The following is a 26672-nucleotide window of genomic DNA, read 5'->3' as shown; positions in this document are numbered from 1 at the left end:
ACCTCAAATCTTCGCGTCGTGCGGCAGCGGCGCTGTCGCCTTCTCCAGCCAGGCCAGCGTTTCGCCGTCGAGCATCGGGCCGATCTCGGTCAGCACGCGCGCATGGTACGTGTCCAGCCAGTGCAACTCGTCGCGCGTCAGGAGGTCCGACTGCACCAGTCTTGTGTCGATCGGCGCCAGCGTCAGCGTCTCGAAGCCGTGCATGGCGATATCGCCGCCCTCGATCTCTTGCGCCGGCGTCACCAGGATCAGGTTCTCGATGCGGATGCCGTAGGCGCCTTCCTTGTAGTAGCCCGGCTCGTTGGACAGCATCATGCCTTCGAGCAGCTTTTCGGTGCCGGTGCGGGCGATACGCTGCGGCCCTTCATGCACGGCCAGATACGAGCCGACGCCATGGCCGGTGCCGTGGGCGAAGTCGCAACCGTGCTTCCACAGCGCCATGCGCGCGACGGCATCGATCTCGGAGCCGCGCGTGCCGGCGGGAAAGCGCAAGGTGGAAATGCCGATCATGCCTTTCAGCACCAGGGTGAAGCGTTCGCGCATCTCCTGCGTCGGCTGGCCGATCGGCACGGTGCGCGTGATGTCGGTGGTGCCGTCCTGATACTGCGCACCGGAATCGAGCAGGAACAGCTCGCCGGCCTGCAGCTTACGGCTGGTGGCGCGCGACACGCGGTAATGCATGATGGCACCGTTCGGGCCGGCGCCCGAAATGGTGTCGAAGGAGACATCGCGCAACGGCATCTGGGTCTCTTCGCCGGTCTGCCGGCGCTGTTCCTCCAGCCGGGTGACCACCGATATCTCGTCGAGCGATCCGGGTTTTTGCAGCTCCAGCCAGCACAGAAGCTTCGCCACGGCGGCACCGTCACGCCGATGCGCGGCGCGCGAGCCGTTGATTTCGGCCTGGTTCTTGGTGGCGCGCGGGATGCGGGCGGGGTCGGCTGCGGCGATCACGGTGCCGCCATTGGCCTCGACCAGCATGCGCAGCCTGTCGGCCGCCAGCACCGGATCGAGCGCGATTTTCGCGCCACTCTTGGCAAGTGCCGCAATCGCCGCTTCGAATTCGCCGGGCTCATGCGGCTCGGCGAGCTGGGTGAGGTAGGCCGCGACCTGGCGCGAGAACTTGCGCTTATCCATGAAAAGCTGGTGCGACCCATCGGCGGCGAGGATGGCGAAGCCGAGCGCCAGCGGCGTGTGCGGCACGTCGCCGCCACGGATGTTGAAGGCCCAGGCGATGGAGGAGGGGTCGGTCAGCACCGCATGGGTGGCACCATCCTTGGCGATCGCCGCCGCCAGCCGCGCCAGCTTGTCCTTGGCAAGCTCGCCGGCAAAGCCGATCGGGTGAAGCTCGACGGGTGCCACCGGCGCCTCGGGCTGATCCTTCCAGATGATGTCGACCGGGTTCTTGTCGAGCGGCACCAGCACGGCGCCTGATTTGTCGGCCGAGGCCTGCAGCGCCTTGACCTCGCCGATCGTGTGCAGCCATGGATCGAAGCCGAGCCGTGCGCCCTTGCCAAGATTGTCTTTCAGCCAGACGGCCGGGGGATTGTCGACCAGGCTTTCGATCGAAAAGACGTCGAGATTGACCTCGCTGCGCACCTGCAGCGTGTAGCGCCCGTCGACAAAGACGAAGGCGCGGTCGCGCAGGACGATGGCGACACCGGCCGAGCCGCTGAAGCCAGTCAGCCATTTCAGCCGCGCCGAGCGGTCGGCGACATATTCGCCCTGATGCTCGTCGGCACGCGGCACGATGAAGCCGTCCAGCCCGTTGGCTTCAAGCCATTGGCGCAGCAACGCCACACGCGGTTTACCGACGGCCGGGTCGCCGGCGGAATCGAAGGTCTGGAACATTGTGGGCCTCCTGCGGTCAGCGCAACCGTAGCGTACGGTCGCGGAAATCGGAATCGATTTCCGGCTGGGCGCAACCTGCTACAGCATCGCTTAGCTGACAATCGGCGGAACTTGGTCCAAGCTCGGTCGTTGCCGGCCTGCATGCCTCAATGCTTCAGATGGATCGTCACCCAGCCTTCGCGGTGCAAGGTGCGCACGTGGCGAAAATTCTGGCCGACATAGGCCGATATGACGGCGTCGCGCTGACGCTCGAGGATGCCTGACAGCACGACCGAGCCGCCAAGTGCGATGTGACCAGCCATTTGCGGCGCCAGCCGCATCAGCGGCCGTGCCAATATGTTGGCGACGATGAGATCGAAGGGCGCGCGCTTGCCGAAGATCGGATGGTGAAAGCCAGGCGCGGTTGCTGTTTCCACCAGTGCCTTGACGTGGTTGAGCCGCGCATTGGCGGCAGCCACCCGCACCGCCACCGGATCGATGTCGGTGGCCAGCACAGGAATATGCGCCAGCTTGGCGACGGCGATCGCCAGCACCGCGCTGCCGGTGCCGAGGTCGAGCGCATTGCGCGGATGCTCGCGCCGCACCACTTTCTCCAGCATTTCCAGGCAGCCGGCGGTGGTGCCGTGGTGGCCGGTGCCGAAGGCGAGGCCGGCCTCGATCTCGATGGCGAGCTCGCCGCTGTGGCGTTTCCTGCGGTCATGCGCGCCGTGGACGAAGAAACGGCCGGCACGCACCGGTTTCAGCTCTTCCAGCGAATGCGCCACCCAGTCGATGTCGGGCAGGGCCTCGCGATTGATCGGCTTCGACAAAGCAAGCCCGGCAAGGATGTCCTTCAAACGGGTCTCGACCGCATCGACGTCGCCATCGGCATAGAGCGACACTTCGTGGATGTCCTTGTCCTCGTCGACCTCCAGGACGGCGATCGGCAGCCCTTCTTCCTCGAAGGCTGCCTCAAGCGCCGCAAAAATGCTGACGGACTCGGTCTTTCCGGTGGTGAAGTAAAGGCGCGTCTGGGTCATGAAATGGTAATCAGCCTTTCGCCGCCAGCCGCTTCAGCTTGGCGATGGCCGTATCGGCGCTTTCGCCGTAGGCGATTGTGCCGGCAAAGTCGCCCTTGGCGTTGAGCAGCAGCACCGAGGCGGTGTGGTCCATTGTGTAGTCGCCGTCGCCGGTGTCGACCTTCTTCCAGTAGATGCCGAACGACTTGGCCATGGCATGGACCTTGTCCGGAGCGCCCGTGATGCCGACGATGCGGTCGGAGAAATTGCTGACATAGGCGTTCATCACTTCCGGCGTGTCGCGCTCGGGATCGACCGAGACGAAATAGGCGTGCAGGTTCTTGCCGTCGTCGCCGAGCGTCTTCAGCCAGCCGGCCAGTTCGAACAGCGTGGTCGGGCAGACCTCGGGGCAATGGGTGAAGCCGAAGAAGACGACGCTGGGCTGCCCCCTGAAGGCGGCTTCGGTGATCGGCGTGCCTTTCTGGTCGACCAGGGTGAAGGCGGCACCGAAAGGTTCGCCGCCATAGTGGCCGCGGTACCAGTCGAAGGTCAGCCAGCCGATGCCGGCCGCCATCAGGACGAGAATGCCGACCAGGATAGAACGCATCATCATCAAAAGTCCGTCTGCAGAAATCGCCGCGCCGGCTCAATGCCGCGCCTGTGCGACAGTCTTAGCGGTTCGGCCTCGCACAGGCAAAGTGCCGCGTTGCCGCAACCGCAGTGGTGTTGACCTATCTGCTTGCAAAGCCGGGCTGCTCGCCCCACCTGTGACCGGCAACTCGAACCGCAGGAGGCTAGTTTGCGACGACTGATTGGGCGACGACTGATTGGGCGAAAACTGATCGGCGGCGCGTTGGCCGCGTGCGTTGTCCTAGGCGCCGGTGCTGCTGTCGCCGAGGAAGTCGGCAAGGTCGGCGTCGACTGGCTTGGCAACGACATCATCGTCGAGGCGATCAAGGATCCGAAAGTGGAGGGCGTGACCTGCCATGTCTCCTATTTCGATCGCGGCATCATCGATCGCCTGCACAAGGGCAACTGGTTCGAGGATCCGTCCGATTCCTCGATCTCCTGCCGCCAGACCGGTCCGATCACCATCGGTGACATCGACATGAGCGAGGGCGGCGAGGAGGTGTTCAAGCAAGGCATCAGCCTGATCTGGAAGAAGCAGGTGGTGAACCGCATCTACGACAAGCCCAATGAGACGCTGATCTATCTCTCGCATTCGCGCCAGGTGCAGAACGGCTCGGCCAAAATGTCGGTCACCACCGTGCCGCTCTACGGCCAGAACGTGGTGTGGAGCAAAGGCAAGCCGTAACAGGCGGCCCAGTTCCTTCCCGGAACTGGCCGGACGGACGAATGGTCCCGCTTGCGGGACCATTCGCTCGGCGAATCCTTGCTGGAAAGGATCTGACGGACGATTGGCCCCGCTTGCGGGACCAATCGCCTGGGGGTAAAGCCGCCGGCATGGACCGTTCCGAAAACCTCGTCCCGAAAGACCCCGAGCCACGCATCCATCCGACCGCGGAGCTGAAGGCGTGCAAGCTCGGCCGCTATGCCTCGATCGGCGAGCGAGTGGTGCTGCGCGAGGTGAATGTCGGCGACTTCTCTTATTTTGAACGCCACTGTGAAGCGATCTACACGACGATCGGGAAATTCTGCTCGATCGCCGCCAACAGCCGCATCAATGCGCTGGAGCATCCCATAGAGCGGCTGACCCAGCACAAGCTCAGCTACCGGCCGAACGAGTATTTTCGCTGGCTGGGCGTCGATGCCGCCTTCCGCGAGCGGCGGCGGGCGAAAGCGGTGACCATCGGCCATGATGTCTGGATCGGCCACGGCGCGGTGATCATGCCTGGGGTCGCCATCGGCAACGGTGCCGTCATCGGCGCCAACGCCGTGGTGACGCGTGACGTGCCGTCCTATGCGATCGTCGCCGGCGTGCCGGCGAAGGCACTCCGGCCACGCTTCGCTCCGGATATGGCGGCGCGGATCGAAGCTCTCGCCTGGTGGGACTGGCCGGTCGAGAAGCTCGCCAGAGCGGTTCCCGACATGCAGGCAATGCCGATCGAAGCGTTCCTCGACCGCTGGGAAAACGACGCCGTCTGACCAGTTCAAGTGCGTAGCGTTGAGACGGAGTCGGGCGACGCGCTTCAAGGCCCGCCGGACTGAAACCCCTTCCGCCATGCGGGGGTGGCGCAGCGGAAGGGGCTGGAGTTAAACCGCTGTGAAGCGGAAGGAACAGGCACTCTCGCCTGCAGGGTCATTGTGACATTGAACCCATAAGGCGTGTTTTCCAGGCTATTCTCCCTATGCGTGTAGGCAATTGTACCTGAGGTATTTGCTTGCATCGGGAACCTGAAACGGTCGCTGATTGTTCTCATCGCGCCGCAGCGTTGAGGATTTCGATAGATGGAAAAGCATTTCACCAAGGTCGCCAACTGGGTCGCCCGCATAGCCGGCCTGCCGCCGACATTCGCCCTCTGTTGCCTGATCGTCATCGTCTGGGCGGTGAGCGGTCCGTTCTTCGGCTTTTCGGACACCTGGCAGCTCGTCATCAACACGGGCACGACCATCATCACCTTCCTGATGGTCTTCCTGATCCAGAACACTCAGAACCGCGACGGCGCGGCGATCCAGGCCAAGCTCGACGAACTGATCCGGGTCGGCAAGGGCCACAACCACTTCATAGGCATCGAGCATCTGACCGAATCCGAAGTCGAGGAAATCCGCGCCAAATGCGAGCGTGCGGCAAAGCGGCATGACGAACAGATCGCCGACACGGCGGCGAAGAAGGTTGTGGCGAGGAAGCGAGGGTCGAAAAAGCAGGCGGCCTGAAAATCAGCCTTTCATGAACGCCGCGAAACTGTCCTTGTGGTCCGGGTGCCAGCGCGACAGGGCTGGGCGGTTTTCGATGATGTCGCCGATCGCCCAGGCCATGCGCTTTTCATCCAGCGGGCGGGCCGCCTCATTGTCCGGGCACAGCATGTAGAAATCGCCTCTGGTCAGGGATTCCAGCATGAAATCCACAACCTGTTCGCCGGTCCAGGCGCCGGCCGGTTTTTCCGTCGCGCCCTCGGTCAGGCCGGTAAAGGTGAAGCCGGGGATCAGCAGATGGGCAGCGACATGGGCGCCGGGTTCGTTGCGTAACGCATGCGCCAGGCCCTCGGTGAAGGTTTTCACCCCTGCCTTGGAGACATTGTAGGCAAGGTTGCCGGGCGGCGTGGTGATGCCTTGCTTGGAGCCGGTGTTGACGATCAAACCCGGCCCGGCCGAGGCCAGCATTCGCGGCGCGAAGGCCTCCACGCCATGCACGACGCCCCAGAAATTGATGTCCAGCAGCCGTTTCCAGGCGTCGCGGTTTTCCCATGGCTTTCCGGGATTGTCGCCGACGCCGGCATTGTTCATCAGCAGCGACACGCCGTCGAAGGCGCCGAACGCCCTCTCGGCGAGGCGGTCCACCTCATCCGCCTTCGAAACGTCGGCGGCGACGGCAAGCACGGCATCGTCGCCGGCAATCGCAGAAACGGCGCGCGAGGCGTCGTCAAGCCGCGCGCCGCCAATGTCGGCCAGCACGATCTTCATGCCCATCAGTGCAAGCCGCTTGGCGGCCGCCAGACCGATGCCGCTGGCGGCGCCGGTGATCACGGCGGCATTGCCTGGGGCAAGCGCGGGCAGGGCGGTCTGGATCTCGGCGTCGGTGATCATGGGCGATGGGTTCCTTGTTCGATGCGCCGAACTTAGCGCCGGAACCGGTCGGTGCAAGCCTCTGCTCGCCTTGTCGGGTTGACCAGTTCGGTCGAGGCTGCGCATGTTGCCCTTTGCCTCCGCAAAAGAGATTTTGCCCTGGGGACAAAACAAACTTTAGCCCTGGGGAAAAACGGAGATTTCCTGATTGACGGACTGGGTTGCAATCCTGAAAGAACAGACCGCCATTGGCGACCAGATGGGCCGCGAGGTGCCGCAGATGCTGGCCAATCCCGACATCAGCGAAACGCAGGTGAAGACGCTCTTTTCCGCCCTGGAGAAACAAGCCGAGTTCGTCGAGAAGCTGCGCATGGCGCTGGAAAAGTTCGGCCATGATTTCTCGATCATCAAGGCCGCGGAACGGCTGGAGGAGCGCTATGCCGACCTTGCCGCATCGGTGGCGGAAAAACTGAAAGCGATGCGCAAGTAGCGCAACTCTGGGAAAGACGTGCAACGCTTTGCCTTGAAAATGCGTGAAGACAGCTACTTTTCAATCACCCGCGCAAAGCGCGTATCCGGTACGAGCCATATCATCGCGACCAGCACATAGAGCGCGACGCCGATCCACTGGCTGACGAAGGTCAGCACGACGGCTGCGATGTAGACAGCCAGGGAGAGCTTCCCCTTGCGGTCAGTACCCAGCGCCTTGGCAAAAGCGGTATCATTGCCGTGAAGCCGATGCAGCGCGGCGGCGAGTATGGTGTAGGCGATGGCGCATAGCGCGAGGTCGGTGCCATAGACCGCGACCGGCACCGGCGCAAAGTGGTTCTCGCCCATGAAGGCTGTGGTCACCGGCATCAGCGACAGCCAGAACAGCAGATTGAGGTTGGCCCACAGCACGCGCCCGTCGACCCGCTGCACGGCGTGGAACATGTTGTGCAAATTGTTCCAGTAGATGCCGACATTGATGAAGGACAGCACGTAGCAGAAGAAGATCGGCCACAACGGCACCAGGACGGAGAAATCCTCGCCATGCGGCACTTTCAACTCAAGCACCATGATGGTGATGATGATAGCCACGACGCCGTCGGTGAATGCCTCGACCCTGCCTTTGCCCATGGATCCCATCTTTGCCCGCGATGAATTGTCGAAAGAGAGTAAACGCTAGCGGATGTTGGGGAGCCAATAAATGGCAACCGGGAAATTCCTCAACCATGTCCAAGGAAAATCCGGCATCAGTCCCGCTGGTCAGGACGATTACGGCCGCTCACCGTTGACTTTTCTTGGCTTGGCCGCTCCTCTTGCAGGGCAGTCTTGGCCGAAGCAGATGTACGGCCGGGATTCGAATGGAGGGGACTGATGAGATTTCGTTTTCTGCTTGTGGTCGCGACCATCCTGGCTGCGGTCTTCGGGACGTCGGCCGCGGCCTTCGCCTACAGCGCCCACACCTCGACCAACCTCAACGTCCGTAGCGGGCCGGGAGCGGGATACGCCAGAGTGGGAACGCTGCCCGCCGGCTTCAGGGTCAATGTCACCGGCTGCCAGCCGGGCTGGTGTAGAATCCACGGCGGCGGCGTGAGCGGCTGGGCCAGCGCCGGTTATCTCGAACGCTCCCAAATCGTTCGACCGCCGATCATCATCGTGCGCCCGCCGCATCGGCCGCACTGGCAGCACAGGCCGCACCGTCCTCCGCACCATCGCCCGCCGCACAAGCCGCGCCCCGGCAAGTGCAAGATCGCGCCCGGCTTCCCCTGCAGGTGAGGCCGACCGGTTGAGCGATAGATGACGGATCGGAGCCGCTGGCCCCGATCCGAGCCTGTTCAGCCGGCGGATATCCCGCTCAAGCAATGTCCACGGTGCTGTCAGGAGCCTCCCTGTCGGCTGGAACGTCGTGGATGAAACCGCGTTAAATCCTCGATCCCCGAAATTGGTGACGAGGTTGGCCATGGCCATTCGCAATTTTGCGCATACGCACGAAGGAGCAGGTGGCGACGCTCTTGCAATCCCCACCGTCGCCGCGATGATTGCGGTGCTGTTTGCCGGCAGCACGGTGCTGACGCCGCTCTATATTGTGTACAAGCAGCAATTCGGCTTTTCACAAATCACCCTGACGCTGATCTACGCCGTGTATGTCGTCGGCAATCTGGCGGCATTGGTGATGTTCGGCGGGGTGTCCGATGTCGTCGGGCGCCGGCCCGCGAGCCTGGCGGCGATGCTTGTCGCCATCGTCAGTGCGCTTGTCTTCCTGTTTGCCGGAAACGTCGTCTCGCTCGACGTCGCCCGCATCCTGAGCGGGCTTGGCATCGGCGTCGGNTCGGCGTCGGCGCGGGGACCGGAACTGCGTGGATTGCCGAGCTTCTTCCCGGCGCGGACAAGTCGCGCGCCAGTGTGATCGCCACCAGCACCAATTTCCTCGGCCTCGGCTTCGGCGCACTGATTTCGGGACTTCTGGCTGAATATGAGCCATGGCCGTTGCGGCTGATCTTCATCGTCTATCTGGCAGCACTTTTGGTGGTAACGGTCCTGGTCTGGCGCACTCGCGAAACGATGGCGAAGCCGGGCGGCCTGCGGCGGCTTTCCTTGCGGCCGCAACTTTCCGTCCCGGAGGAAATCCGTGCGCGCTTCGTCGCGCCGGCGGTGACCGGCTTCGGCGCGATGGCGCTGGTCGGGTTCTACGCCGCGTTGGCGCCGAGCATCCTGGCGCAGCAACTGCATGTGACCAACCACGCCGTCGCCGGCGCGCTGTTCTTCGAACTGGCGATCGTCACCGCGATCAGCATTGTCGTTCTGATGCACATGAAGAGCAACAAAGCGATGCTGGCTGCGCTGGCATTGATGATCCCAAGCGTCTCGTTGGTGGTGGCGGCGCAGATACTGGCCTCGATGGCACTGATGGTTGCTGCGACAGCCTGCTGCGGCGTTGCGGCGGCGCTTGGTTACCGTGGCGGGCTGCAAGTGGTGAACGAGATCGCGCCGAAGGCTCGTCGCGCCGAAGTGGTGTCCAGCTTCTTCATCTGCTGCTTTGTCGGCAACGCCTTGCCCGTCATCGGCATCGGCATCGTTTCGACCTATGCCAGTCCCATCGCCGCCAGCCTGGCGTTCGCCTGCGTGATCGTGGCGTTTGCGTTGGTGGCACCGGCTTTTGAGCTGAAACAACACGGGCGTTGAGCCCTGGAGCTGTCCAGCGGAACCGGGTTGGCTTCAGCCGTTCGGTGTTTCAGGCGAAAGATGCGCGCGTCCGCGCGGCACGCCAAGACCGGTGTCCGGCGGCTCGCCGGCGGCCGGCCTGTTCTCGATCATGTGCGTGGTGCGCCAGCGGCCGAAACGGTAGTAGGCAGAGGCCAGTATAAGCGAGCTGATCGAACCCACCGGGAAACTCCACCACAGCGCTTCCTCGCCGATCACGCCACGCATGAAATAGGCGAAGCCGGTGCGCACGACCAGCACCGAAATGACCAGGATGATCAGCGGCGGCATCACGGCACCCGTGGCTCGTACGGTGGCAAACAGCACGATGGTTATGCCGAACAGGATGAACGACCACGAGGCGACATTGTTGATGTGGACGGCGATGTCGATCGCCGCGCTGTCGCTGCTCAGGAACAGGCTCAGCACCGAACGGTCGAAAACCGACAGCACGGCAACCAGCGCGCCGGTCAGGACCAGGTTGAAGCCGACGCCGGAGGCGGCGATGCGGCCGATCCGGTCCCAGCGCCCGGCGCCGACATTTTGTGCCGCCATCGAGGACACCGCGGCGCCGATGGCGAGCGCCGGCATCTGGATGTAGGTCCACAGTTGGGCGGCGATGCCGTAAGCGGCCGCGACCTGCGAGCCGTTGGAGTTGACCATGCCCATCACTGTCAATGCAGCCGCGGAGATGACGATCATCTGCAGACCCATCGGCACGCCCTTGAAGACGACGATGCGCAGCAAGGTGGGATCGGGCCGCAGCAGAGCGAGGTTGGCGCCGGCCAGCCGCAGCGGATGCTTGCGCACATAGAGCACGATCAGGATGGCGATCACGCTTACCGTCTGGCCGATCAGCGTCGACGTGGCGGAGCCGGCGATACCGAGTTCGGGAAACGGCCCGATGCCGGCGATGAGCAATGGGTTGAGCACGATGTCGAGGACGACGGCCAGCGCCATGAAGAAGAAGGGCGCGCGTGAATCGCCGGCACCGCGCAGCACGGTCATGACGAAGGACAGAAGGTTCATCATCGGCACGGCGACGAAGATGATGCGCAGATAGGAGCGCGCCAGCGGCAAGGCATCGGCCGGTGTGCCGAGCGTGTTGAGAATGGCGTCGACCCAGATCCAGCCGCAGACCGCGAAGACAACCGAGACGAGGAAGAAGAACGTCGCGCTGGTGCCGACGATGCGGCGCGCCTCGGGCAGGTCGCGGGCACCGACCGACTGGGCCACCAGGATGGTGGCCGCCATGCCGATGCCGAACACAGTGCCGAGGATCAGGAACAGGACGAGGTTGGCGTTGGAGGTGGCGGTCAGCGCCGATTCGCCGAGGAAACGGCCGACCCAGACGGCGTTGATCGAACCGTTGAGCGACTGCAGCACGTTGGAGCCGAGCACCGGCAGGGCGAACAGCAGAAGCGTGCGCGGGATCGGGCCGCTGGTCAGGTCGCCGGTGCCCCGGCGCGCGGGCATTTTTTCGTCCATGGCGGGCAGCTCGGCGGATGGTGATTTGGATCCAGTCCACGATGATATCGCAGGCGGGACCGAGATGCACCCTTGCGAACGCGCCGCACGGCTGAAAGCCGCTGCCCCCCGTTCATATCAGCCGCTGCCCCAGCGGACGCGCCAAGCGCGCCCGTCCGTGCAGTGGTCGTTACTTCTTGGCCAGACCCGGCAGCGTGACCTGATAGACCAGGAACATGGTGTCGACATTGGCGCCGTCTTCCGCCTTGTAGGGCGCGCCGACCTGGAAACCGTCCTGGGCAAGGAAGTCGTTGTCGTTGGCGACGAACAGGAAGTAGTCGTCGGGCAGCTTCGCATCGAGCACGCTGACCACCGACATCGCCTCCCACTTCTCGGACAGGTTGTTCTTGTCGTTCGGCGCGCCATTGTGCAGGCCGAAGCGGCCGAGCTCGGCACTGTCGTTGATGTCGATGAATGGCGTCAGCTTGGCCGGTGTCACCGATGGGTCGACGACGCCCTTGGGGGCGACCGGCTTGTCAGCGGCATCGAAGGCGCTGTCGGCGATGTCGGTCGCGGTGGATAGGTCGACGACGTTGACCTGGCGATAGAGCGAGGCATCGCCCTTCAGGCCCTGGCCGTTGCCGCTGTCGCGCGCCAGCATCAGGAAGGTCTGATCCGACAGTGCCACGATCTCGCTCTGCGCGGCGACCTTGGTCTTGCCCTTGGCATCCTTGAACACCGGCAGCGGCACGACATACTCATGCGCCAGCTTGAGATGGCCGAGGTCGGATGCGTCGTAGACCAGGGCGCGGGTGTTCTGGCGCGTGGCGGGCGAATCGCCGCCGTCCTGCCGGGGCGCCGACTGCAGCACGGCGATCAGGAACTTGCCGTCTGGCGTCATTGCCATGCCTTCGAGGCCTTGGTTGTTCTGGCGGCCGGTTTCGGGATCCTTCGGATCGGGCTCGGCGGCACCGGGTCCCGGATTGTCCGAGGCGAAGTTCGGCGTGCCGTGGCGCATCGGCACGAGGGCGGCCGGTGGCTGGGTTGCCGACAGCAGATGCCCGTCGGCGGAAAACCGATAGATGTTCGGGCCGTATTCGTCGGAGATGAACATCGAACCGTCGGGCAGCCGCACGATCGCCTCGTTGTCGAGCGCCAGCTTGCCATTGTCGGCTTGCGGCAGGATCGGCATGTCGCCGCTTGCCGCGCGCACGCCGTTGAGCGGATCGAGGCCTGTGGCATCAGCCCCCTTGTCGTCGGTAAGAAGCATGGTGTCGGCGAGCGTTGCCTTGACGCCGGTCTGCCGCTGGCCGGCAGCAGGTGCCGCATCTGGTGCCACCGGGGTAAACTCGATGCCGATGGTGTTGAGGCGCGGCCGGTAGTCGGTGGTACCGACGACATTGTAGCCGCGATCCGGCAGCAGCCAGAGCGAACCTTTGTAGCCAGCGGCCTTATGCGTCCAGCCTGATGTGTCGATCGACATGCCGGAGCCCGAACCAAACGTCTCGCCGAACTTGTCGCGCTGAGCGGCCGGGATGCGACCGACGCCGACCAGCCCTTTGTTGACAAAGCTCGTGCCGCCGACGGTCGCGGTGCTGTCGGCGAGGGCCGGCGTCAAGGCGGTGAACAAGGCCAGCGCGACGCCGAGCGACGCGGTTCGATACAGGTGTTTCATGGATAATCCTCTTTGTGCCGGATGTGCCGCGGGACGAAAAAACTGAAAGAGGCGCGACATCGATGATGCCGCGCAGGCCTCCCCGAAACGCGGTCTACGGCGCGAACATGATGCTTGCGTGACAGCGCGCAGTGCATGCCGGCGGTCTTCTTCACGTGCCGATAGAAACGTGCGCCTGGCGGAAGATCATTCCGTCAGTCTCAGACCGGCAAAAAAAGCCGCGCGCGCTGGTACTGGACACTTATGTCTAGTGCGTATATAGTCCGGCCTTCGGACCAACCGTGGAGGGGAAGCCTTGAAGTCGCACTACCGCGCAGTCGTCATCGGGGGTGGCGTGGTGGGAGCCTCGGTGCTCTACCATTTGACGCGGTTCGGCTGGAGCGATGTGGCGCTGATCGAGCGCGCCGAACTGACGGCCGGTTCGACGTGGCACGCGGCGGCAGGCTTCCATGCGCTCAACGCGGATCCCAACGTGGCGGCGCTGCAGGACTACACCATCAATCTCTACCGGGAGATCGAGGCCGAATCCGGCTGGGATATCGGCCTGCACATGACGGGCGGCGTCAACATCGCCAGCGATCCCGCGCGCTGGGAGTGGCTGAAATCGGCTTGGGCGGTGTTCCAGTCGGTTGGCATCGAGACCGCGCGCCTCGTCACGCCCGACGAGATCAAGGCGATCTGCCCGATCGTCGACCTCTCCGGTGTGCTTGGCGGTCTGCATGATTCCAACGAAGGCCATCTCGACCCGTACGGTACGACGCACGCCTATGCCGGCGCTGCAAAAAAGCGCGGCGCCGACATCATCCTGCGCAACCGGGTCGTCGAGTTGGAGCCGCGCGCCGACGGTCGCTGGGATGTCATCACGGAGCAGGGCACCATCATCGCCGAGCATGTCGTCAATGCCGGCGGGCTGTGGGCAAAGCAGCTCGGCCGCATGGCCGGCGTCGACCTGCCGGTGACGCCGATGGAGCACCATTATTTCATCACTGAGGACATTCCCGAGATCGCGGCGCTGGACAGGGAAATCGGCATCGCCGTAGATCTCGACGGCTTTTCGTATCTCCGGCAGGAGCGCAAGGGCGTGCTGCTGGGCGTTTACGAGCAGAACCCGAAGCACTGGAACATGGATGGCGCGCCATGGAACTACGGCATCGAGCTGATCCCGGAAGACATCGACCGCATCAGCCCCGAACTCGCCAAGGCGCATGAGCGCTTCCCTTGCCTGGCGACTGCCGGCATCCGCAAATGGGTCAACGGTGCCTTCACCTTCACCCCGGACGGCAATCCGATTGTCGGGCCGGTGCGGGGGCTGAAGAATTACTGGGTCGCCTGCGGCGTCATGGCCGGTTTCAGCCAGGGCGGCGGCGTCGGCAAGTCGCTGGCCGAATGGATGATTTACGGCGAACCGCAGGCCGACATTTTTGGCATGGACATCGCCCGCTACGGCGCCTTCGCCGCCAACCGGGAATATCTCAAGCAGACCACGCGCCAGTTCTATTCGCGCCGCTTCGTCATGACCTTTCCCAATGAACGGCTGCCCGCCGGCCGGCCGCTGAAACGCCCCGGTGCCTATGACGGCATGAGCGCGGCGGGATGCGAATGGACGGCGTCATGGGGGCTGGAAATCCCGGCCTATTTCGCGCCGATGGGATTTGCCGAGAACACGACGCTGCGGCGCTCCAACGCCTTCGACATCGTCGGCGACGAGGCGCTGCAGGTGCGGCGCGCCGCCGGTCTCGTCGATATCTCGGCCTATTCGCGCTATGCGGTGGCGGGGCCAGGTGCGGAAGCCTGGCTCGACCGGCTGCTCGCCTGCAAGCTGCCGAAACCCGGACGGGCCGGCCTGGCGCCAATGCTCGGTCTTGACGGACGGCTGAAGGGCGACCTCACCTTCTTCAACTGGGGCGGCGGCAGCTATTGGCTGATGGGCTCCTACTATCTCCGGGAATTCCACATGCGCTGGTTCGAGAGCCATGCGGCTGAAGGCGTCACCGTCGCCGACCTGTCCGACACGATGAGCGGCTTTCTGCTGACCGGGCCGAATGCGCGCAAGATCCTGGAGCGCACAACGCATCAGGATGTTTCCGGCGCGGCACTGCCATTTATGGCTTGTGGAGCATTCGACGTCGGCATGGTGCAGGCACGTGTGGCAAGGCTGTCGATCGCGGGCGAACTCGGCTTCGAAATCAGTTGCCCTGTGACCATGCATGCCACTCTGCGCGAAACGCTGCTGGGCGCTGGCGAGGATCTCGGCTTGGCCGAAATCGGCTATTACGCGCTCAACGCATTGCGACTGGAAAAAAGCTTCGGCATCTGGTCGCGGGAATTCACGCAGGGCTATACCCCAGGCCAGACCGGTCTCGACCGCTTCATCGCTTTCGGCAAGGGTGACTTCACCGGTCGCGAAGCGGCGTTGAAGGAGCGCGACGCCGGTGCCTCGCAACGGATCGTGACGCTGGAGATCGACGCTATTGATGCCGATGCCAGCGGTTTCGAGCCAGTCTGGCATGACAGTCGGCGCGTCGGTTTCGTCACCTCGGGCGGATTTGGTTACACGATCGGCAAGAGCGTCGCACTGGCGTTGGTGGACGACGATTTTGCCGAGGAGGGGACGGCGCTTTCGGTGCGCATTGTGGGCGTCGAGCGGCCGGCACGCGTCATCGCGGCCTCGCCCTACGATCCCGAGGGCAAGGCGATGCGGCAATGAGGAGAATACACCATGGTCGATGACGCGGCACGGGACAGCAGGCGCGAGCGCCGGCGTGGACGCACGGGCGAGGCAGGCAGCGAAAGCAGCCGCCGGCCCAATTATCATTCGCTGAAGAATCCGTTCCTGCCGCAGCCGATCTTCTCGGATGATCAGGTCGTCGCCATCCATGACACGGCGTTGCGCGTGCTGGAAGAGCTCGGCATCAAGGTGCTGCTGCCGCAGGCGCGTGAGCTTTTCGCCAATGCCGGCGCCCTGGTCGATCCGGACACCGACATGGTGCGCATCGGGCGCGACATGGTGACGGCGGCACTCGCCTCGGCGCCGAGATCGATCCACGCTCATGCCGGTTCGCGCGCCCGCGATCTGATGCTGGAGCTCGGCTCGATGACCTTCCTGGCCGGGAGCGGAGCACCGAACGTCACCGATCTCGAGCGCGGCCGGCGGCCGGGAACACTGGCGGATTTCGAGGATCTCATGCGGCTGGTGCAGCATTTCGACGTGCTGCATATGCTGGGGCCCTGCATCGAACCGCAGGATGTCGACAACCGCTTTCGGCACTATGCCGTCAACCGCGCGCAGCTGACGCTGTCGGACAAGTTTCCATTCGTCTTCGCGCGCGGTACGCCGCAGGTCGAGGACGGGTTCGAGATGCTGCGGCTGGCGCGCGGCCTGTCGCAGGACGAGTTTCTGGCAAATGCATATTGCTACACCGTCATCAACACCAACTCGCCGCGCCAGCTCGACATCCCGATGGCGCAAGGCATCATCGATTTCGCCCGCGCGGGCCAAATCTCCGTCATCACGCCGTTCTGCCTGGCAGGCGCCATGGCGCCGATCACGGTGGCCGGCGCGTTGACGCTGCAGCACGCCGAAGCGCTGGCCGGGCTGACGCTAGCGCAGATCGTGCGGCCGGGTGCGCCGGTCGTCTATGGTTCGTTCTCCTCCAATGTCGACATGAAATCCGGCGCGCCAGCCTTCGGTACGCCCGAGCATGTCAAGGCGACGCTGGGCGCCGGTCAGCTGGCGCGCTTCACCGGGCTGCCGTGGCGGTCCGGCGGCGGCAGTGCGGCCAACATCTCCGACGCGCAGGCCGCGCACGAGACGCAGTTCGCGCTGTGGGGTTCGGTGCTGGCCGGGGCGACGATGTGCATCCATGCCGCCGGCTGGCTGGAGGGGGGCTTAAGCGTTTCCTTCGAAAAGCTGGTCACCGACATCGAGGCTTTGCAGACAGTGGCCGAGCTCTGTGCCCCGACGCCTGGCGACAGCGATTCCATCGGTTTCGAAGCGATCGCCGAGGTGCAGCCGGGCGGCCACTTCTTCTCGGCCGGCCACACCATGGCGCGCTACCGCACCGCCTTCTACGAACCGCTGGTGGCCGACTGGTCGAATTTCGGCAACTGGACGCAGAGCGGCTCGAAGACGGCGAGCGAGCGCGCCACCGGTGTCTGGAGGCGGGTGCTTTCCGATTTCGCGCCGCCGGCAACGGCTGCCGCCACCGCCGGCGTGCTGGATGAGTTTATCGCGCGGCGCACGGCAGAGGGCGGAGCGGCGCCGGTATCTTAAGACTTGCTCTCGCTGATCGCCCTCATTGTGGCGCGATCCGGAACCTGCAGCGCCTCCCGCGCATTCAAGGTTGCGGCCGGTGCACTGCGCACCGGTGTGCTGTTTGAGGGGACGACGACATCGGCGGTCCTGCTGCCACCATCAATCACTGTCGCGCGCCACCAGTTCCAGCGGCCAGACCTCGCGCATGATCCGTGGACCTTCCGGGCCGGCGAAGGCGGGAAGCGACGCCAGCAGCATTTCGGCGAGGCGTTGTCCCATTGGCTCCAGCGCCGGGCGGAAGGCGGTCAGAGCCGGGGAAAAATAGCGGCAGAGCGGCGTGTCGACGATGACGGTCACCGCCATGTCGTGGCCCGGCCTGATGCCCATCTCGGCCAGCGCCTTGCAGCCGCCCAGCGCCATTGCATCATTGTTGAAGATGATGGCGGTTGGCGGGGCCTTGGAGCGCATCACCTGAGGCGTCACCTCGTAGCCGCCGGCCTCGTTGATGAAGCCGGAGGCGATCAGCTCGGGGTCGATCTCGATGCCGTGCCGCTTTAGGGCCTTGCGGTAGCCGGCCAGGAACAAATAGCCGAAGTTGAGGTCGAGCGACGGACGGACGGCGGCGATGCGGCGGTGGCCGCGCGCCACCAGGCGGTCGACGGCGTCGGCGCCGGCCTTCTCGAAATCGAGGTCGAGGGAAGGATAGGACTTGGCCCCGGAGCGACTGCGGCCGAGCGTGGCGAAGGGAAAGCCGGCTTGCGTGAGATAGTCGATGCGCTCGTCCTCGCGCCGCGTCCAGGCCAGCAGCACCGCGTCGGCGCGGCGCGTTTCGACGACACGGCGCAGGCGCTCCTGCTGGTAGTCGCCTGGCGCCCCCATGACCACGGTCAGGTCGAGCCCGCTTTCGGCAAGCCTGGCCTGCAGCCCGATCAGGAATGGAATGAAGAACGGCTCACCATATTGCTGGTCACCGGGATGCGGCTGCAGCATGAAGGCGATCGAATGGGTGGCGCCTTGCCTCAGGCTGCGGCCGGACTGGTTCGGCGAATAGTTGAGCGTCCTGGCCGCCTCGAGCACGCGCTGGCGCGTGTCGGCATTTACATCGGCGCGACCGTTCAGCGCTCGCGACACCGTGCCGATCGATATGTTCAAGTGACGGGCAAGGTCGTGAATGCTGGATGCCAAGTGACTGTACTCCCCTTGCTTGGCTAGCACCGGTAGCCGCTCAGGCCAAGGCGACAGGACGATTTTCGCCAACGGCCAATTGACATTCTACGCCTTCGGGTGTGTTCTCGTAAACGTTTACGGAAAAACGTTTACGGTCCTGCCGTGGATGCCGTGACGATCGGTCTGGAGGGACCGAGCGGAGGAGGAGCGCTGGATGATCGATGTCGTCCTGGTCGGCTGCGGAGCGATGAGCAAGGCCTGGCTCGATGCCATCAGGCAGATCCGCGGGCTCACCCTTGTCGGCCTCGTGGATATCGATGCCGAGAGGGCACGGGCGAGGGCGCGCGAATACGATCTCACCAATGCCTTCATCGGCAGCAATCTCGACGCCGTGCTCGACCAGACCAAACCGCAAGCGGTGTTCGACGTGGTGGTTCCAGCCGCCCGGCGCGAAGTCGCTTTTTCCGCTTTTGCCCACAATTGCCATCTGCTGACGGAAAAGCCGCTCGCCGACAGTCGGGAAAATGCGCGCGCCATCGTCGAGGCCGCGCGCCGCGCCGCGCGCATCCATGCGGTCGTGCAGAACCGCCGCTATGTCGCCGATGTCAGGCGCATCCGCAGGTTCCTGGATTCCGGCGCCATTGGTACGCCGACCAGCATCCACGCCGACTTCTTCGTCGCGCCGCATTTCGGCGGCTTTCGCGAGGAGATGGCGCATGTGCTGCTGCTCGACATGGCGATCCACACCTTCGACGCCGCCCGCTACATGGTCGCCGGCGAGCCGGCCAATGTCTATTGCCAGGAATGGGAGCCGGCCAATTCCTGGTACCGGCAGGGATCGTCGGCCAGCGCCGTCTTCGATCTCGGCCGCGGCAAGGTCTTCACCTATGCCGGCAGCTGGTGCGCCGCCGGCTTCCGCACCAGTTGGGAAAGTACATGGCGCATCGTCGCCGAGCGCGGCAGCCTCATCTGGGACGGTCATGACGACCTGAGGGCAGAAGCAGTGATGCCGGGCCGCGACGGAATGTTCGACAAAACCCAGCCGATCGCGGTGCCGCCGCTCGATGCGTCCGATCGCGTCGGCGGCCATCTCGGCATTCTCCAGGATTTCGTGGACGCCATCGAGACCGGCACCGAGCCGGAAACGCGCGGCGCCGACAACATCAAGAGCCTGGCCATGGTTTTCGGCGCCATCGAAAGCGCCGAGACCGGCCGCCGCGTGACAATCGCAGAGGACGCACAATGACGCCGAACCCGCTTCTCGACATCCGGATCGGCACCATGGTGCCGGCCAATCTCGACGACCCGGCGGCTTACGTCAAACAGATCCTGCCGCTCGGCTTCGAGAGCATCCAACCCTTCTTCTGGCAGACGCTTGGCGGCAAGGACCTGCCGCTTCTCGCCGGCCAGATCCGCGAGGCGATCGGCGATGCCGACGTCACCGTGTCCTCGCTCGGCGTGTTCGGCAATCCGCTGGAAGACGGCGAGGTCGACCGCGGCGTGCTCAAGGCCTGGGAGACGGTGATCGACAACGCGCATCTGTTCGGCACCTCGATGGTCAGCGGCTTCACCGGCCGTCTGCGCGGCAAGCCTCTGCCGGACAGCCTGCCGCGCTTCAAGGAGGTCTGGGGACCGCTGGCCAAGCGCGCCGCCGACAAGGGCGTCCGCATCGCCTTCGAGAACTGCGCCATGGACGGCAACTGGGCCGCCGGCGACTGGAATATCGCCCACAATCCGGACGCCTGGGAGATGATGTTCAACGAAGTGCCGGACGACAATCTGGGCCTCGAATGGGAGCCCTGCCACCAGCTCGTCTATCTGATCGATCCGATGCCGCAGATCCGCAAATGGGCGCCGCGCATCTTCCATGTGCACGGCAAGGACGCGACGGTGCGTTGGGACGTGATCCGCGAGCATGGCGTGTTCGGCCGACTGCCCTTCGTGCAGATGCGCACGCCCGGTTTCGGCGACAGCGACTGGACCCGGGTGATCAGCGAATTGCGACTGGCCGACTACAAGGGGGCCATCGATATCGAAGGCTGGCACGACCCGGTCTATCGCGGCGACCTCGAGATCACCGGCCAGGTGCGGGCGCTGGAATATCTCAAGCAATGCCGGGGAGGGGCCAGCTACCTGCCGAACCCGATGTGAGGATCGGCCGGCGGGAGGAGCCGGCCGGGATGTCTGTAGCGCGCATTGCCGAAGCGAATGTCGAAACCCCTCGCTTGCGAGGACAAAAAGGGAGGATAAGTGCATGAGCATGACGATGAGAAGGACCGTTCTGCGCTCGACCGTCGTGGCCGCCGCCACGGTGCTTGCCGCTGCGATCTCCACCTTGCCCGCGCAGGCGCTCGACGCCAAATGGTGCAAGGATGTCCACATCCGCTTCTTCGTCGGCGGCGCCGAGGGCGACGCTTTCGGCACCATCGTCTATAATGGCGCCAAGCAGGCAGAGACCGATCTCGGGCCGAAGGTCGACTACATCTTCTCCCAGTGGGACATCGAAAAGATGGTGCAGCAACTGCGCGAGGCCATTGCGGTCAAGCCCAACGGCATCGCCATGATGGGCCACCCCGGCGACGCGTCGATCATGCCGCTCGCCAAACAGGCGCACAAGGACGGCATCAAGATGATGTACCAGAACGTGCCGGTGCCAACGGTGACGGCGGCGTTCGGCGGCGGCTATGTCGGCGCCCAGCAGGAGCAACAGGGCCGCGCGCTCGGCGCCGAGGCATTCAAGCTCGGCAAGCTGAAGGCCGGCGACAAGGCGATCATGATCGGCCCGTTCGAGAATGAGGCCCGCGGCGCGCGTGAGCGCGGCACGGTGGCGGCGCTCAAGGAGGCCGGCGTCGAGGTCATCCAGCTGTCCTCGCCGCCGAGCGGCGAATGGGCGTCCGATCCCAATCTGGCCATTCCGGTGATCACCGCGGCGCTGCTCAACAATCCCGACGTCAAGGCGGTCGGCTATCCCGGCGGGCAGATGCTCGGCAATGTCTCGACCTACATGCAGGCGGCGGGACGCAAGGCGGGCGAGATCTTCAATTTCGGCTTTGACACCAGTCCGCAGATCGTCGAGGGCTTCAAGGGCGGCTGGGTGCAATTGACCGCCGACCAGCAACCGTTCCTGCAGGGCTATCTGCCGATCCTCAGCCTCTGCCAGCAGGTGGTGCTGGGGCTGGCGCCGATGAATGTCGACACCGGCGCCGGCTTCGTCACGCCCGAAAATTACGAGATCGTCGCCGAGCTCGCCAAGCAGGCGCTGCGCTGACCTCCCAAGCCGCCGGCCGGGATCTCAGGCCCCGGCCGGTGGGACCGCTGGCGACGAAGCCGGCAAGCGACAATCAAAGCGAGGATCCGATGGCAGAACGCCTCATCGAACTGCGCGACATCAGCAAATCCTATGGCCAGGTCTATGCACTGGGCGGGGTCAATCTCAGCGTCGACCGCGGCGAGGTCGTCGGCCTGCTCGGCGACAATGGCGCCGGCAAGTCGACGCTGATCAAGATCCTCTCCGGCGTGGTCAAGCCGACCAGTGGCGAAATCCTCGTGCGCGGCAAGCCGGTGACCGGGTGGAGCGCCGCGCGTTCGCGCGAGGCCGGCATCGAGACGGTGTTCCAGGACCGGGCGCTGGCCGTGCAGCAGACCATCGTTCGCAACATCTTCATGGGCCGCGAGCTGACCGGATTCCTGGGCTTTCTCAGGGTCAACAAGGAGATCGAGGAGGCAAGCCGGCTGATGCGCGAGATCGGCTTCACCTCGAAAGTGTTCACGCCGCAGTCGATCGTCGGCCAGCTTTCGGGTGGCGAGCGCCAGGGCGTGGCGATCGCCCGCGCCATCTACAAGCAGGCGGAGTTGATCGTCCTCGACGAGCCGACGACGGCGTTGTCGCTGACCGAAACCGCCAAGGTGTTCCATTTCGTGCGCCAGGTGCGGGCGAGCGGCCGCTCGATCCTGTTCATCGGCCACAACATCCATCATGTCTTCGACATCGCCGACCGCTTCGTCGTGCTCGACCGCGGCAAGGTCGCACTGACGACCGACCGCAGCGAGGTCAAGTCGGCCGAAGATCTCATCAACTTCATGGAAGAGGTCGCGCATCCCGGCGGATTGGCCGGGCTGCACGATGCCGGCGACGCGGAGCAGAGAGCACGATGAGCAAGACCATGGAGCCCGACCTGCACGAGCCGTCCGCCGGCATTCCCCGCCCCAGTGCCCAGAAAGAGTGGAAACACCCATCCGATCACTGGATGCGCGGCTTCATCCTCGACAACCGTGCCGCGCTCGGCACGCTCGCCGTGTTCATCGTCATGATGGCGGTGTTCATGATCGCCAACCCGACCGTCTTCACCACCTGGTATCTCTACCGCTCGGTGCTGACGACGCTGCCGGTGGCGCTGTTCGTGGTGGTGCCGCTGGTGTTCGTCGTCACCTGCGGCGAGATCGACCTGTCGTTTCCGGCAACGATGGGCTTCGCCTCATGGGTCTTCGCGCTGGTCGTGCAGGCCGGCTACGATCCGTTTCTCGGCATCGCCGCGGCGCTCGTCACCGGCATGCTGCTCGGCTTCCTGGTAGGCTCGCTGGTGGTCTATGGCGGGCTGTCTTCACTGATCGCCACGCTCGGCATGAATTTCCTGCTGCGCGGCCTGATCCAGATCATCAACGAAGGCAAGTCGATGGCGCTGACCAGCCTCAGCGACAGCTGGGCCTACACGATCTTCTCAAGCCAGCTGCTGGGCATTCCGGTGCAGATCTTCTGGGCCATCGGTTTCGTCGTGCTGTCGGCGATGCTCTATAACCGCCATCGCTTCGGCGCGCAGGTGAGGGTGGTCGGCGACAACCCCGACAGCGCCCAGCAGATGGGCATCGACGTCAAGCGCGTGCGGGTGAAAGTGTTCGTCTTCGTCGGCATTGGTGCTGCGATCGCCGGCACCTTCTCGGTGATGATCAATTTCACCTGGTGGCCGACCGCCGGCGACGGCTATCTCCTGCCGGTGCTGGCCTCGGTGTTCGTCGGCGGCACGCCGACCTGGGGCGGCATCGGCACCGTGGTCGGCGGCGCCATCGGCGCCGTCACCGTGTCGTTCATCCAGACCGGTGTCGTGGCGGCAGGCCTGAGCGGCTTTTACGTCCAGTTCTTCAACGGCCTGATCATCATCCTGTCACTGCTGGGGCATAAGTGGAACCAGGCGCGGTATCGGTGAGGGGCTGTTTCGTTGGCGGACCGCATGCCTTGCGCGGACGCCCATCATTTCGTCATCCACGGGCGAAGCAAGGAGCGTAGCGACGCGGCGCAGACCCGAGGATCCATGCCGCGACTTAAAAGTACCGCTCCGGTTGTGGAATTCTGCTCCGCTGCATTTCTGGGCGAAGGTCGCGGCATGGATCCTCGGGTCTCCGCGACGTCGCTTCGCTCCTGCTCCGCCCGTGGATGACGAAGGTGGGGGCTTCCGCCAGAGAATGGTCGCTTGTAGGGCAAGCAACCGCTCACACCGCCGCGACGAACCCGTCCAGCACGCGCTTCTGGCCGGCCTTGTCGAAGTCGATGGTCAGCTTGTTGCCTTCGATGGCCGAGATGTTGCCGTTGCCGAATTTCTGGTGGAAGACGCGGTCGCCGACGTTGAAGGCGGATGGCGTGTCGGAGACGGATTTGGCGACCAGTTCGCCGTCGATGGTGCGGCCTTTGACCGAGGTGCGGCCGGCGCCGTAGCCGGAGTCGGTTTCGCCATAGCCGATGCGCTCGACCTGGTGGCCGGAGCGCGAGCCCCAGTTGCGGTCGGTCGCCTCGGTGCGGTTGGCCTGGGCGCGCTGCCAGCCCGGCGTCGCATAGGTGTTGGAGAAGGCGCCGGATTTTTCGGTGTCGGCGCCGACATTGTCGAAGCGCGAGGCGCCATAGGGGTTCTGCCGTCCTGCCCCCTGGCCGCCACGGCCGGAGGCAAAAGAACCGCCGCCGTAGGAATTGCCGTAGCCGCCGTAGCTGTTGCCGCTTTCGGCGACCTCGACATGGGCTTCCGGCAGTTCGTCGAGAAAGCGCGACGGGATGGTCGACTGCCACAGGCCGTGGATGCGGCGGTTGGAGACGAACCACAGATGCAGGTTCTTCTTGGCGCGGGTCAGGCCGACATAGGCGAGCCGGCGCTCTTCCTCCAGTCCGGAGCGGCCGCCTTCGTCCAGCGCGCGCTGATGCGGGAACAGGCCTTCTTCCCAGCCGGGCAGGAAGACGGTCTCGAATTCGAGGCCCTTGGCCGAATGCAGCGTCATGATCGAGACGGCGTCGAGCCCGGCGTTCTGCTCAGCGTCCATGACCAATGCGACATGCTCGAGGAAGGAGCGCAGCGATTCATACTCCTCCATCGAGCGGATCAGCTCTTTCAGGTTCTCCAGCCGGCCGGGCGCTTCGACCGAGCGGTCGTTCTTCCACATGTCGGTGTAGCCGCTCTCTTCGAGAATGGTCTCGGCGAGTTCGGTGTGCGGCGTGGTTTCCAGCGCCTTCTGCCAGCGTTCGAAATTGGCCGCGACTTCGCGCAAGGCGGCGCGGGGCTTCGGCTTCAACTCGTCGCTTTCGGCCAGCTTGGCGGCGGCTTCCAGCATTGGGATGCGCAGCGCGCGGGCCGTGTCGTGGATCTGGCGGATGGTGGCTTCACCAAGGCCGCGCTTGGGCACATTGACGATGCGCTCGAAGGCGAGGTCGTCGGCGCCTTGCGCCACCACGCGGAAGAAGGCCAGCGCATCGCGGATCTCCATGCGTTCATAGAAGCGCGGACCGCCGATGACGCGGTAGTTGAGGCCGAGCGTGACGAAGCGGTCCTCAAACTCGCGCATCTGGAAGGAGGCGCGGACCAGGATCGCCATGTCGTTGAGATTGTGCTTTTGCCGCTGGTAGGTCTCGATCGTCTCGCCGACGGCGCGGGCTTCCTCCTCGGAATCCCAGGCGGCGTGGACATGCACCTTGCCGTCCTCGGGATCGTTGCGGTCGGTGAACAGCGTCTTGCCGAAGCGGCCCTCATTGTGGGCTATGAGGTGGGAGGCGGCCCCCAGTATGTGCGCGGTCGAGCGGTAGTTGCGCTCCAGCCGGATGATGGTGGCGCCGGGAAAATCCTTGTCGAAGCGCAGGATGTTGTCGACCTCGGCGCCGCGCCAGCCATAGATGGATTGGTCGTCGTCGCCGACGCAGCAGATGTTGACTTTGTTGTCGCTCACGGCCGCGCGCTCGCTTCGTTCGCTGGCCTCCGCGGGGGCGGCCTGGCCGGCCGACGCCCGGTCGGGCTTGCGGCCTTCGGCCGATCGCAGGTCCGTCGATGTCGACGCGCGCCCGGAATCGGGCCTCTGCGCCAAAAGCCGCAGCCACATGTACTGCGCGGTGTTGGTGTCCTGGTACTCGTCGACGAGGATGTATTTGAAGCGCTTGTGGTATTCCTTCAGCACGTCCGGATTGGCGCGGAAGATGCGGATCGGGTGGCAGAGCAGGTCGCCGAAATCGCAGGCGTTCAGCGTCTTCAGCCTCTCCTGATAGGCCTTGTAGAGCTCGCGGCCCTTGCCGTTGGCGAAGGCGCGGGCGTCGCCCTCGGCGATGTCGGCCGGGCCTTGCCCCTTGTTCTTCCAGCCGTCGATCATCTGGGCGAACTGCTTGGCCGGCCAGCGCTTGTCGTCCAGACCTTCGGCCTGGATCAGCTGCTTGATCAGCCGCACGACGTCGTCGGTGTCGAGGATGGTGAAGTCGGAGCGCAAACCGGCGAGTTCGGCATGGCGGCGAAGCAGCTTGACGCCAATCGAGTGGAAGGTGCCGAGCCATGGCATACCCTCGACATCGCCTTCGCCGATCAGCACGCCGATGCGGATCTTCATCTCGCGCGCGGCTTTGTTGGTGAAGGTTACCGCGAGGATCTGCGACGGGAACGCCTTGCCGGTGGCGAGGATGTGGGCGATGCGCGTGGTGAGCACGCGGGTCTTGCCGGTACCGGCACCGGCCAGCACCAGAACCGGCCCCTCCGTTGTTTCAACAGCTAGCCGCTGCTCCGGGTTGAGGCCCTTCAGATAGTCGGGTGCGTTGTTGTGTCCGCTGCGGGCAGCCATGGCGCGCGCGGCGATGCCCGACGGGGCCGTGGGCCGCGCATTGGGTTCGTCGAAAAAGGGCATGTCTTCGGAAAAGCCGGACATTGCCCCGAATGTAGTGATTCGGTGGGGAAAGACCAGAACTGTCTACGTTTTGTTCCGCTAAAGTGCCCGATTGCTGCCCCGCGCTCCCACTGCGGTCGATGTTATCCCAATTGCGATGGACCATTGCGGCTTGCGCTTGAGGCCCGTGCTTGACAGGCGGGACCGTCAGGAGAAAGTTGTGCTTCGGGCAGCGACGCAATGCCGGGTTGCCATGGCCGCGCCGCGAAGCGCAACAGTC

23 protein-coding genes are annotated in these 26672 nt (G+C 64.5%); 14 read left to right on the top strand and 9 right to left on the bottom strand.

Annotated features, from left to right (window positions below; translation table 11 throughout):
• Window positions 1–3 precede the first annotated feature (3 nt).
• From X735_RS142000 to X735_RS142010, 3 genes are all read right to left on the bottom strand, one after another.
• A complete protein-coding gene (locus X735_RS142000; protein ID WP_023813128.1) occupies window positions 4–1848 on the bottom strand; it encodes an aminopeptidase P family protein in 1845 nt (614 codons plus the stop codon).
• A 146-nt stretch (window positions 1849–1994) separates the two neighbouring features.
• Window positions 1995–2867, bottom strand: coding sequence for a 50S ribosomal protein L11 methyltransferase (locus tag X735_RS142005; RefSeq protein ID WP_023813127.1), 873 nt, complete (start codon window positions 2865–2867; stop codon window positions 1995–1997).
• A 10-nt stretch (window positions 2868–2877) separates the two neighbouring features.
• A complete protein-coding gene (locus X735_RS142010; protein WP_023813126.1) occupies window positions 2878–3456 on the bottom strand; it encodes an SCO family protein in 579 nt (192 codons plus the stop codon).
• Between the two features lie 189 nt (window positions 3457–3645).
• Between X735_RS142010 and X735_RS142015 the strand changes: the two genes are divergently transcribed.
• The 3 genes from X735_RS142015 (at window position 3646) to X735_RS142025 (ending at window position 5681) form a co-directional block, all read left to right on the top strand.
• A complete protein-coding gene (locus X735_RS142015; protein ID WP_031213595.1) occupies window positions 3646–4161 on the top strand; it encodes a CreA family protein in 516 nt (171 codons plus the stop codon).
• 149 nt (window positions 4162–4310) lie between these two features.
• Window positions 4311–4952 (top strand): DapH/DapD/GlmU-related protein, encoded by a 642-nt coding sequence (locus tag X735_RS142020; protein WP_023813124.1) that lies wholly within the window; start codon window positions 4311–4313, stop codon window positions 4950–4952.
• 303 nt (window positions 4953–5255) lie between these two features.
• Complete coding sequence (locus X735_RS142025) at window positions 5256–5681, top strand: low affinity iron permease family protein (protein ID WP_023813123.1); 426 nt, start codon at window positions 5256–5258, stop codon at window positions 5679–5681.
• A gap of 3 nt (window positions 5682–5684) precedes the next feature.
• Here the strand turns inward: X735_RS142025 and X735_RS142030 are convergent, their stop codons facing one another.
• Window positions 5685–6551, bottom strand: coding sequence for an SDR family NAD(P)-dependent oxidoreductase (locus X735_RS142030; RefSeq protein ID WP_023813122.1), 867 nt, complete (start codon window positions 6549–6551; stop codon window positions 5685–5687).
• A 187-nt stretch (window positions 6552–6738) separates the two neighbouring features.
• On the opposite strand from X735_RS142030, the gene X735_RS142035 reads away from it, so the two are divergent.
• Window positions 6739–7020 (top strand): hypothetical protein, encoded by a 282-nt coding sequence (locus X735_RS142035; RefSeq protein ID WP_023813121.1) that lies wholly within the window; start codon window positions 6739–6741, stop codon window positions 7018–7020.
• Window positions 7021–7073: 53 nt separating this feature from the next.
• On the opposite strand, the gene X735_RS142040 is transcribed toward X735_RS142035, so the two are convergent.
• Window positions 7074–7649, bottom strand: coding sequence for a TMEM175 family protein (locus X735_RS142040; protein WP_023813120.1), 576 nt, complete (start codon window positions 7647–7649; stop codon window positions 7074–7076).
• Window positions 7650–7889: 240 nt separating this feature from the next.
• On the opposite strand from X735_RS142040, the gene X735_RS1000000166865 reads away from it, so the two are divergent.
• From X735_RS1000000166865 to X735_RS01000000166255, 3 genes are all read left to right on the top strand, one after another.
• Entirely contained in the window at window positions 7890–8291 is a 402-nt protein-coding gene (locus X735_RS1000000166865; protein ID WP_023813119.1) for an SH3 domain-containing protein, read from the top strand.
• Window positions 8292–8475: 184 nt separating this feature from the next.
• The gene (locus X735_RS1000000169995) at window positions 8476–8922 is read left to right on the top strand and encodes an MFS transporter (protein WP_245273278.1); all 447 of its coding nucleotides are present in this window, start codon (window positions 8476–8478) and stop codon (window positions 8920–8922) included.
• Complete coding sequence (locus X735_RS01000000166255; protein ID WP_245273283.1) at window positions 8877–9698, top strand: MFS transporter; 822 nt, start codon at window positions 8877–8879, stop codon at window positions 9696–9698. The genes X735_RS1000000169995 and X735_RS01000000166255 overlap by 46 nt, the downstream gene beginning before the upstream one ends.
• Window positions 9699–9731: 33 nt before the next feature.
• On the opposite strand, the gene X735_RS142045 is transcribed toward X735_RS01000000166255, so the two are convergent.
• Both X735_RS142045 and X735_RS142050 read right to left on the bottom strand, forming a co-directional pair.
• Complete coding sequence (locus tag X735_RS142045; protein ID WP_245273277.1) at window positions 9732–11192, bottom strand: MATE family efflux transporter; 1461 nt, start codon at window positions 11190–11192, stop codon at window positions 9732–9734.
• A 181-nt stretch (window positions 11193–11373) separates the two neighbouring features.
• The gene (locus X735_RS142050; RefSeq protein WP_023813117.1) at window positions 11374–12858 is read right to left on the bottom strand and encodes an esterase-like activity of phytase family protein; all 1485 of its coding nucleotides are present in this window, start codon (window positions 12856–12858) and stop codon (window positions 11374–11376) included.
• A 295-nt stretch (window positions 12859–13153) separates the two neighbouring features.
• Between X735_RS142050 and X735_RS142055 the strand changes: the two genes are divergently transcribed.
• Both X735_RS142055 and X735_RS142060 read left to right on the top strand, forming a co-directional pair.
• Window positions 13154–15565, top strand: a complete 2412-nt coding sequence (locus tag X735_RS142055) for an FAD-dependent oxidoreductase (RefSeq protein WP_023813116.1) — start codon at window positions 13154–13156, stop codon at window positions 15563–15565.
• A gap of 12 nt (window positions 15566–15577) precedes the next feature.
• Window positions 15578–17131 (top strand): trimethylamine methyltransferase family protein, encoded by a 1554-nt coding sequence (locus tag X735_RS142060; RefSeq protein ID WP_023813115.1) that lies wholly within the window; start codon window positions 15578–15580, stop codon window positions 17129–17131.
• 141 nt (window positions 17132–17272) lie between these two features.
• On the opposite strand, the gene X735_RS142065 is transcribed toward X735_RS142060, so the two are convergent.
• Window positions 17273–18298 (bottom strand): LacI family DNA-binding transcriptional regulator, encoded by a 1026-nt coding sequence (locus X735_RS142065; protein ID WP_023813114.1) that lies wholly within the window; start codon window positions 18296–18298, stop codon window positions 17273–17275.
• A 196-nt stretch (window positions 18299–18494) separates the two neighbouring features.
• Here X735_RS142065 and X735_RS142070 point away from each other — a divergent pair, with 196 nt between their 5' ends.
• The 5 genes from X735_RS142070 (at window position 18495) to X735_RS142090 (ending at window position 23481) form a co-directional block, all read left to right on the top strand.
• A complete protein-coding gene (locus tag X735_RS142070) occupies window positions 18495–19526 on the top strand; it encodes a Gfo/Idh/MocA family oxidoreductase (RefSeq protein WP_023813113.1) in 1032 nt (343 codons plus the stop codon).
• Window positions 19523–20431: a sugar phosphate isomerase/epimerase gene (locus X735_RS142075; RefSeq protein ID WP_023813112.1), complete on the top strand. Its 909-nt coding sequence runs from the start codon at window positions 19523–19525 to the stop codon at window positions 20429–20431. The genes X735_RS142070 and X735_RS142075 overlap by 4 nt, the downstream gene beginning before the upstream one ends.
• 103 nt (window positions 20432–20534) lie before the next feature.
• Complete coding sequence (locus tag X735_RS142080; RefSeq protein WP_023813111.1) at window positions 20535–21548, top strand: substrate-binding domain-containing protein; 1014 nt, start codon at window positions 20535–20537, stop codon at window positions 21546–21548.
• An 89-nt stretch (window positions 21549–21637) separates the two neighbouring features.
• Window positions 21638–22435: an ATP-binding cassette domain-containing protein gene (locus X735_RS142085; protein ID WP_023813110.1), complete on the top strand. Its 798-nt coding sequence runs from the start codon at window positions 21638–21640 to the stop codon at window positions 22433–22435.
• Window positions 22432–23481, top strand: coding sequence for an ABC transporter permease (locus tag X735_RS142090; RefSeq protein WP_023813109.1), 1050 nt, complete (start codon window positions 22432–22434; stop codon window positions 23479–23481). The genes X735_RS142085 and X735_RS142090 overlap by 4 nt, the downstream gene beginning before the upstream one ends.
• A gap of 283 nt (window positions 23482–23764) precedes the next feature.
• Here X735_RS142090 and X735_RS142095 read toward each other — a convergent pair whose 3' ends face one another.
• Window positions 23765–26434 carry a UvrD-helicase domain-containing protein gene (locus X735_RS142095; RefSeq protein ID WP_023813108.1) on the bottom strand — a complete coding sequence of 890 codons (2670 nt, stop codon included), beginning with the start codon at window positions 26432–26434 and terminating at the stop codon, window positions 23765–23767.
• Window positions 26435–26672: the final 238 nt, after the last annotated feature.

It is taken from the genome of Mesorhizobium sp. L2C084A000, assembly GCF_000502875.1.
Taxonomy (GTDB): domain Bacteria; phylum Pseudomonadota; class Alphaproteobacteria; order Rhizobiales; family Rhizobiaceae; genus Mesorhizobium.
This window is presented reverse-complemented; position numbering and strand designations above follow the sequence as displayed.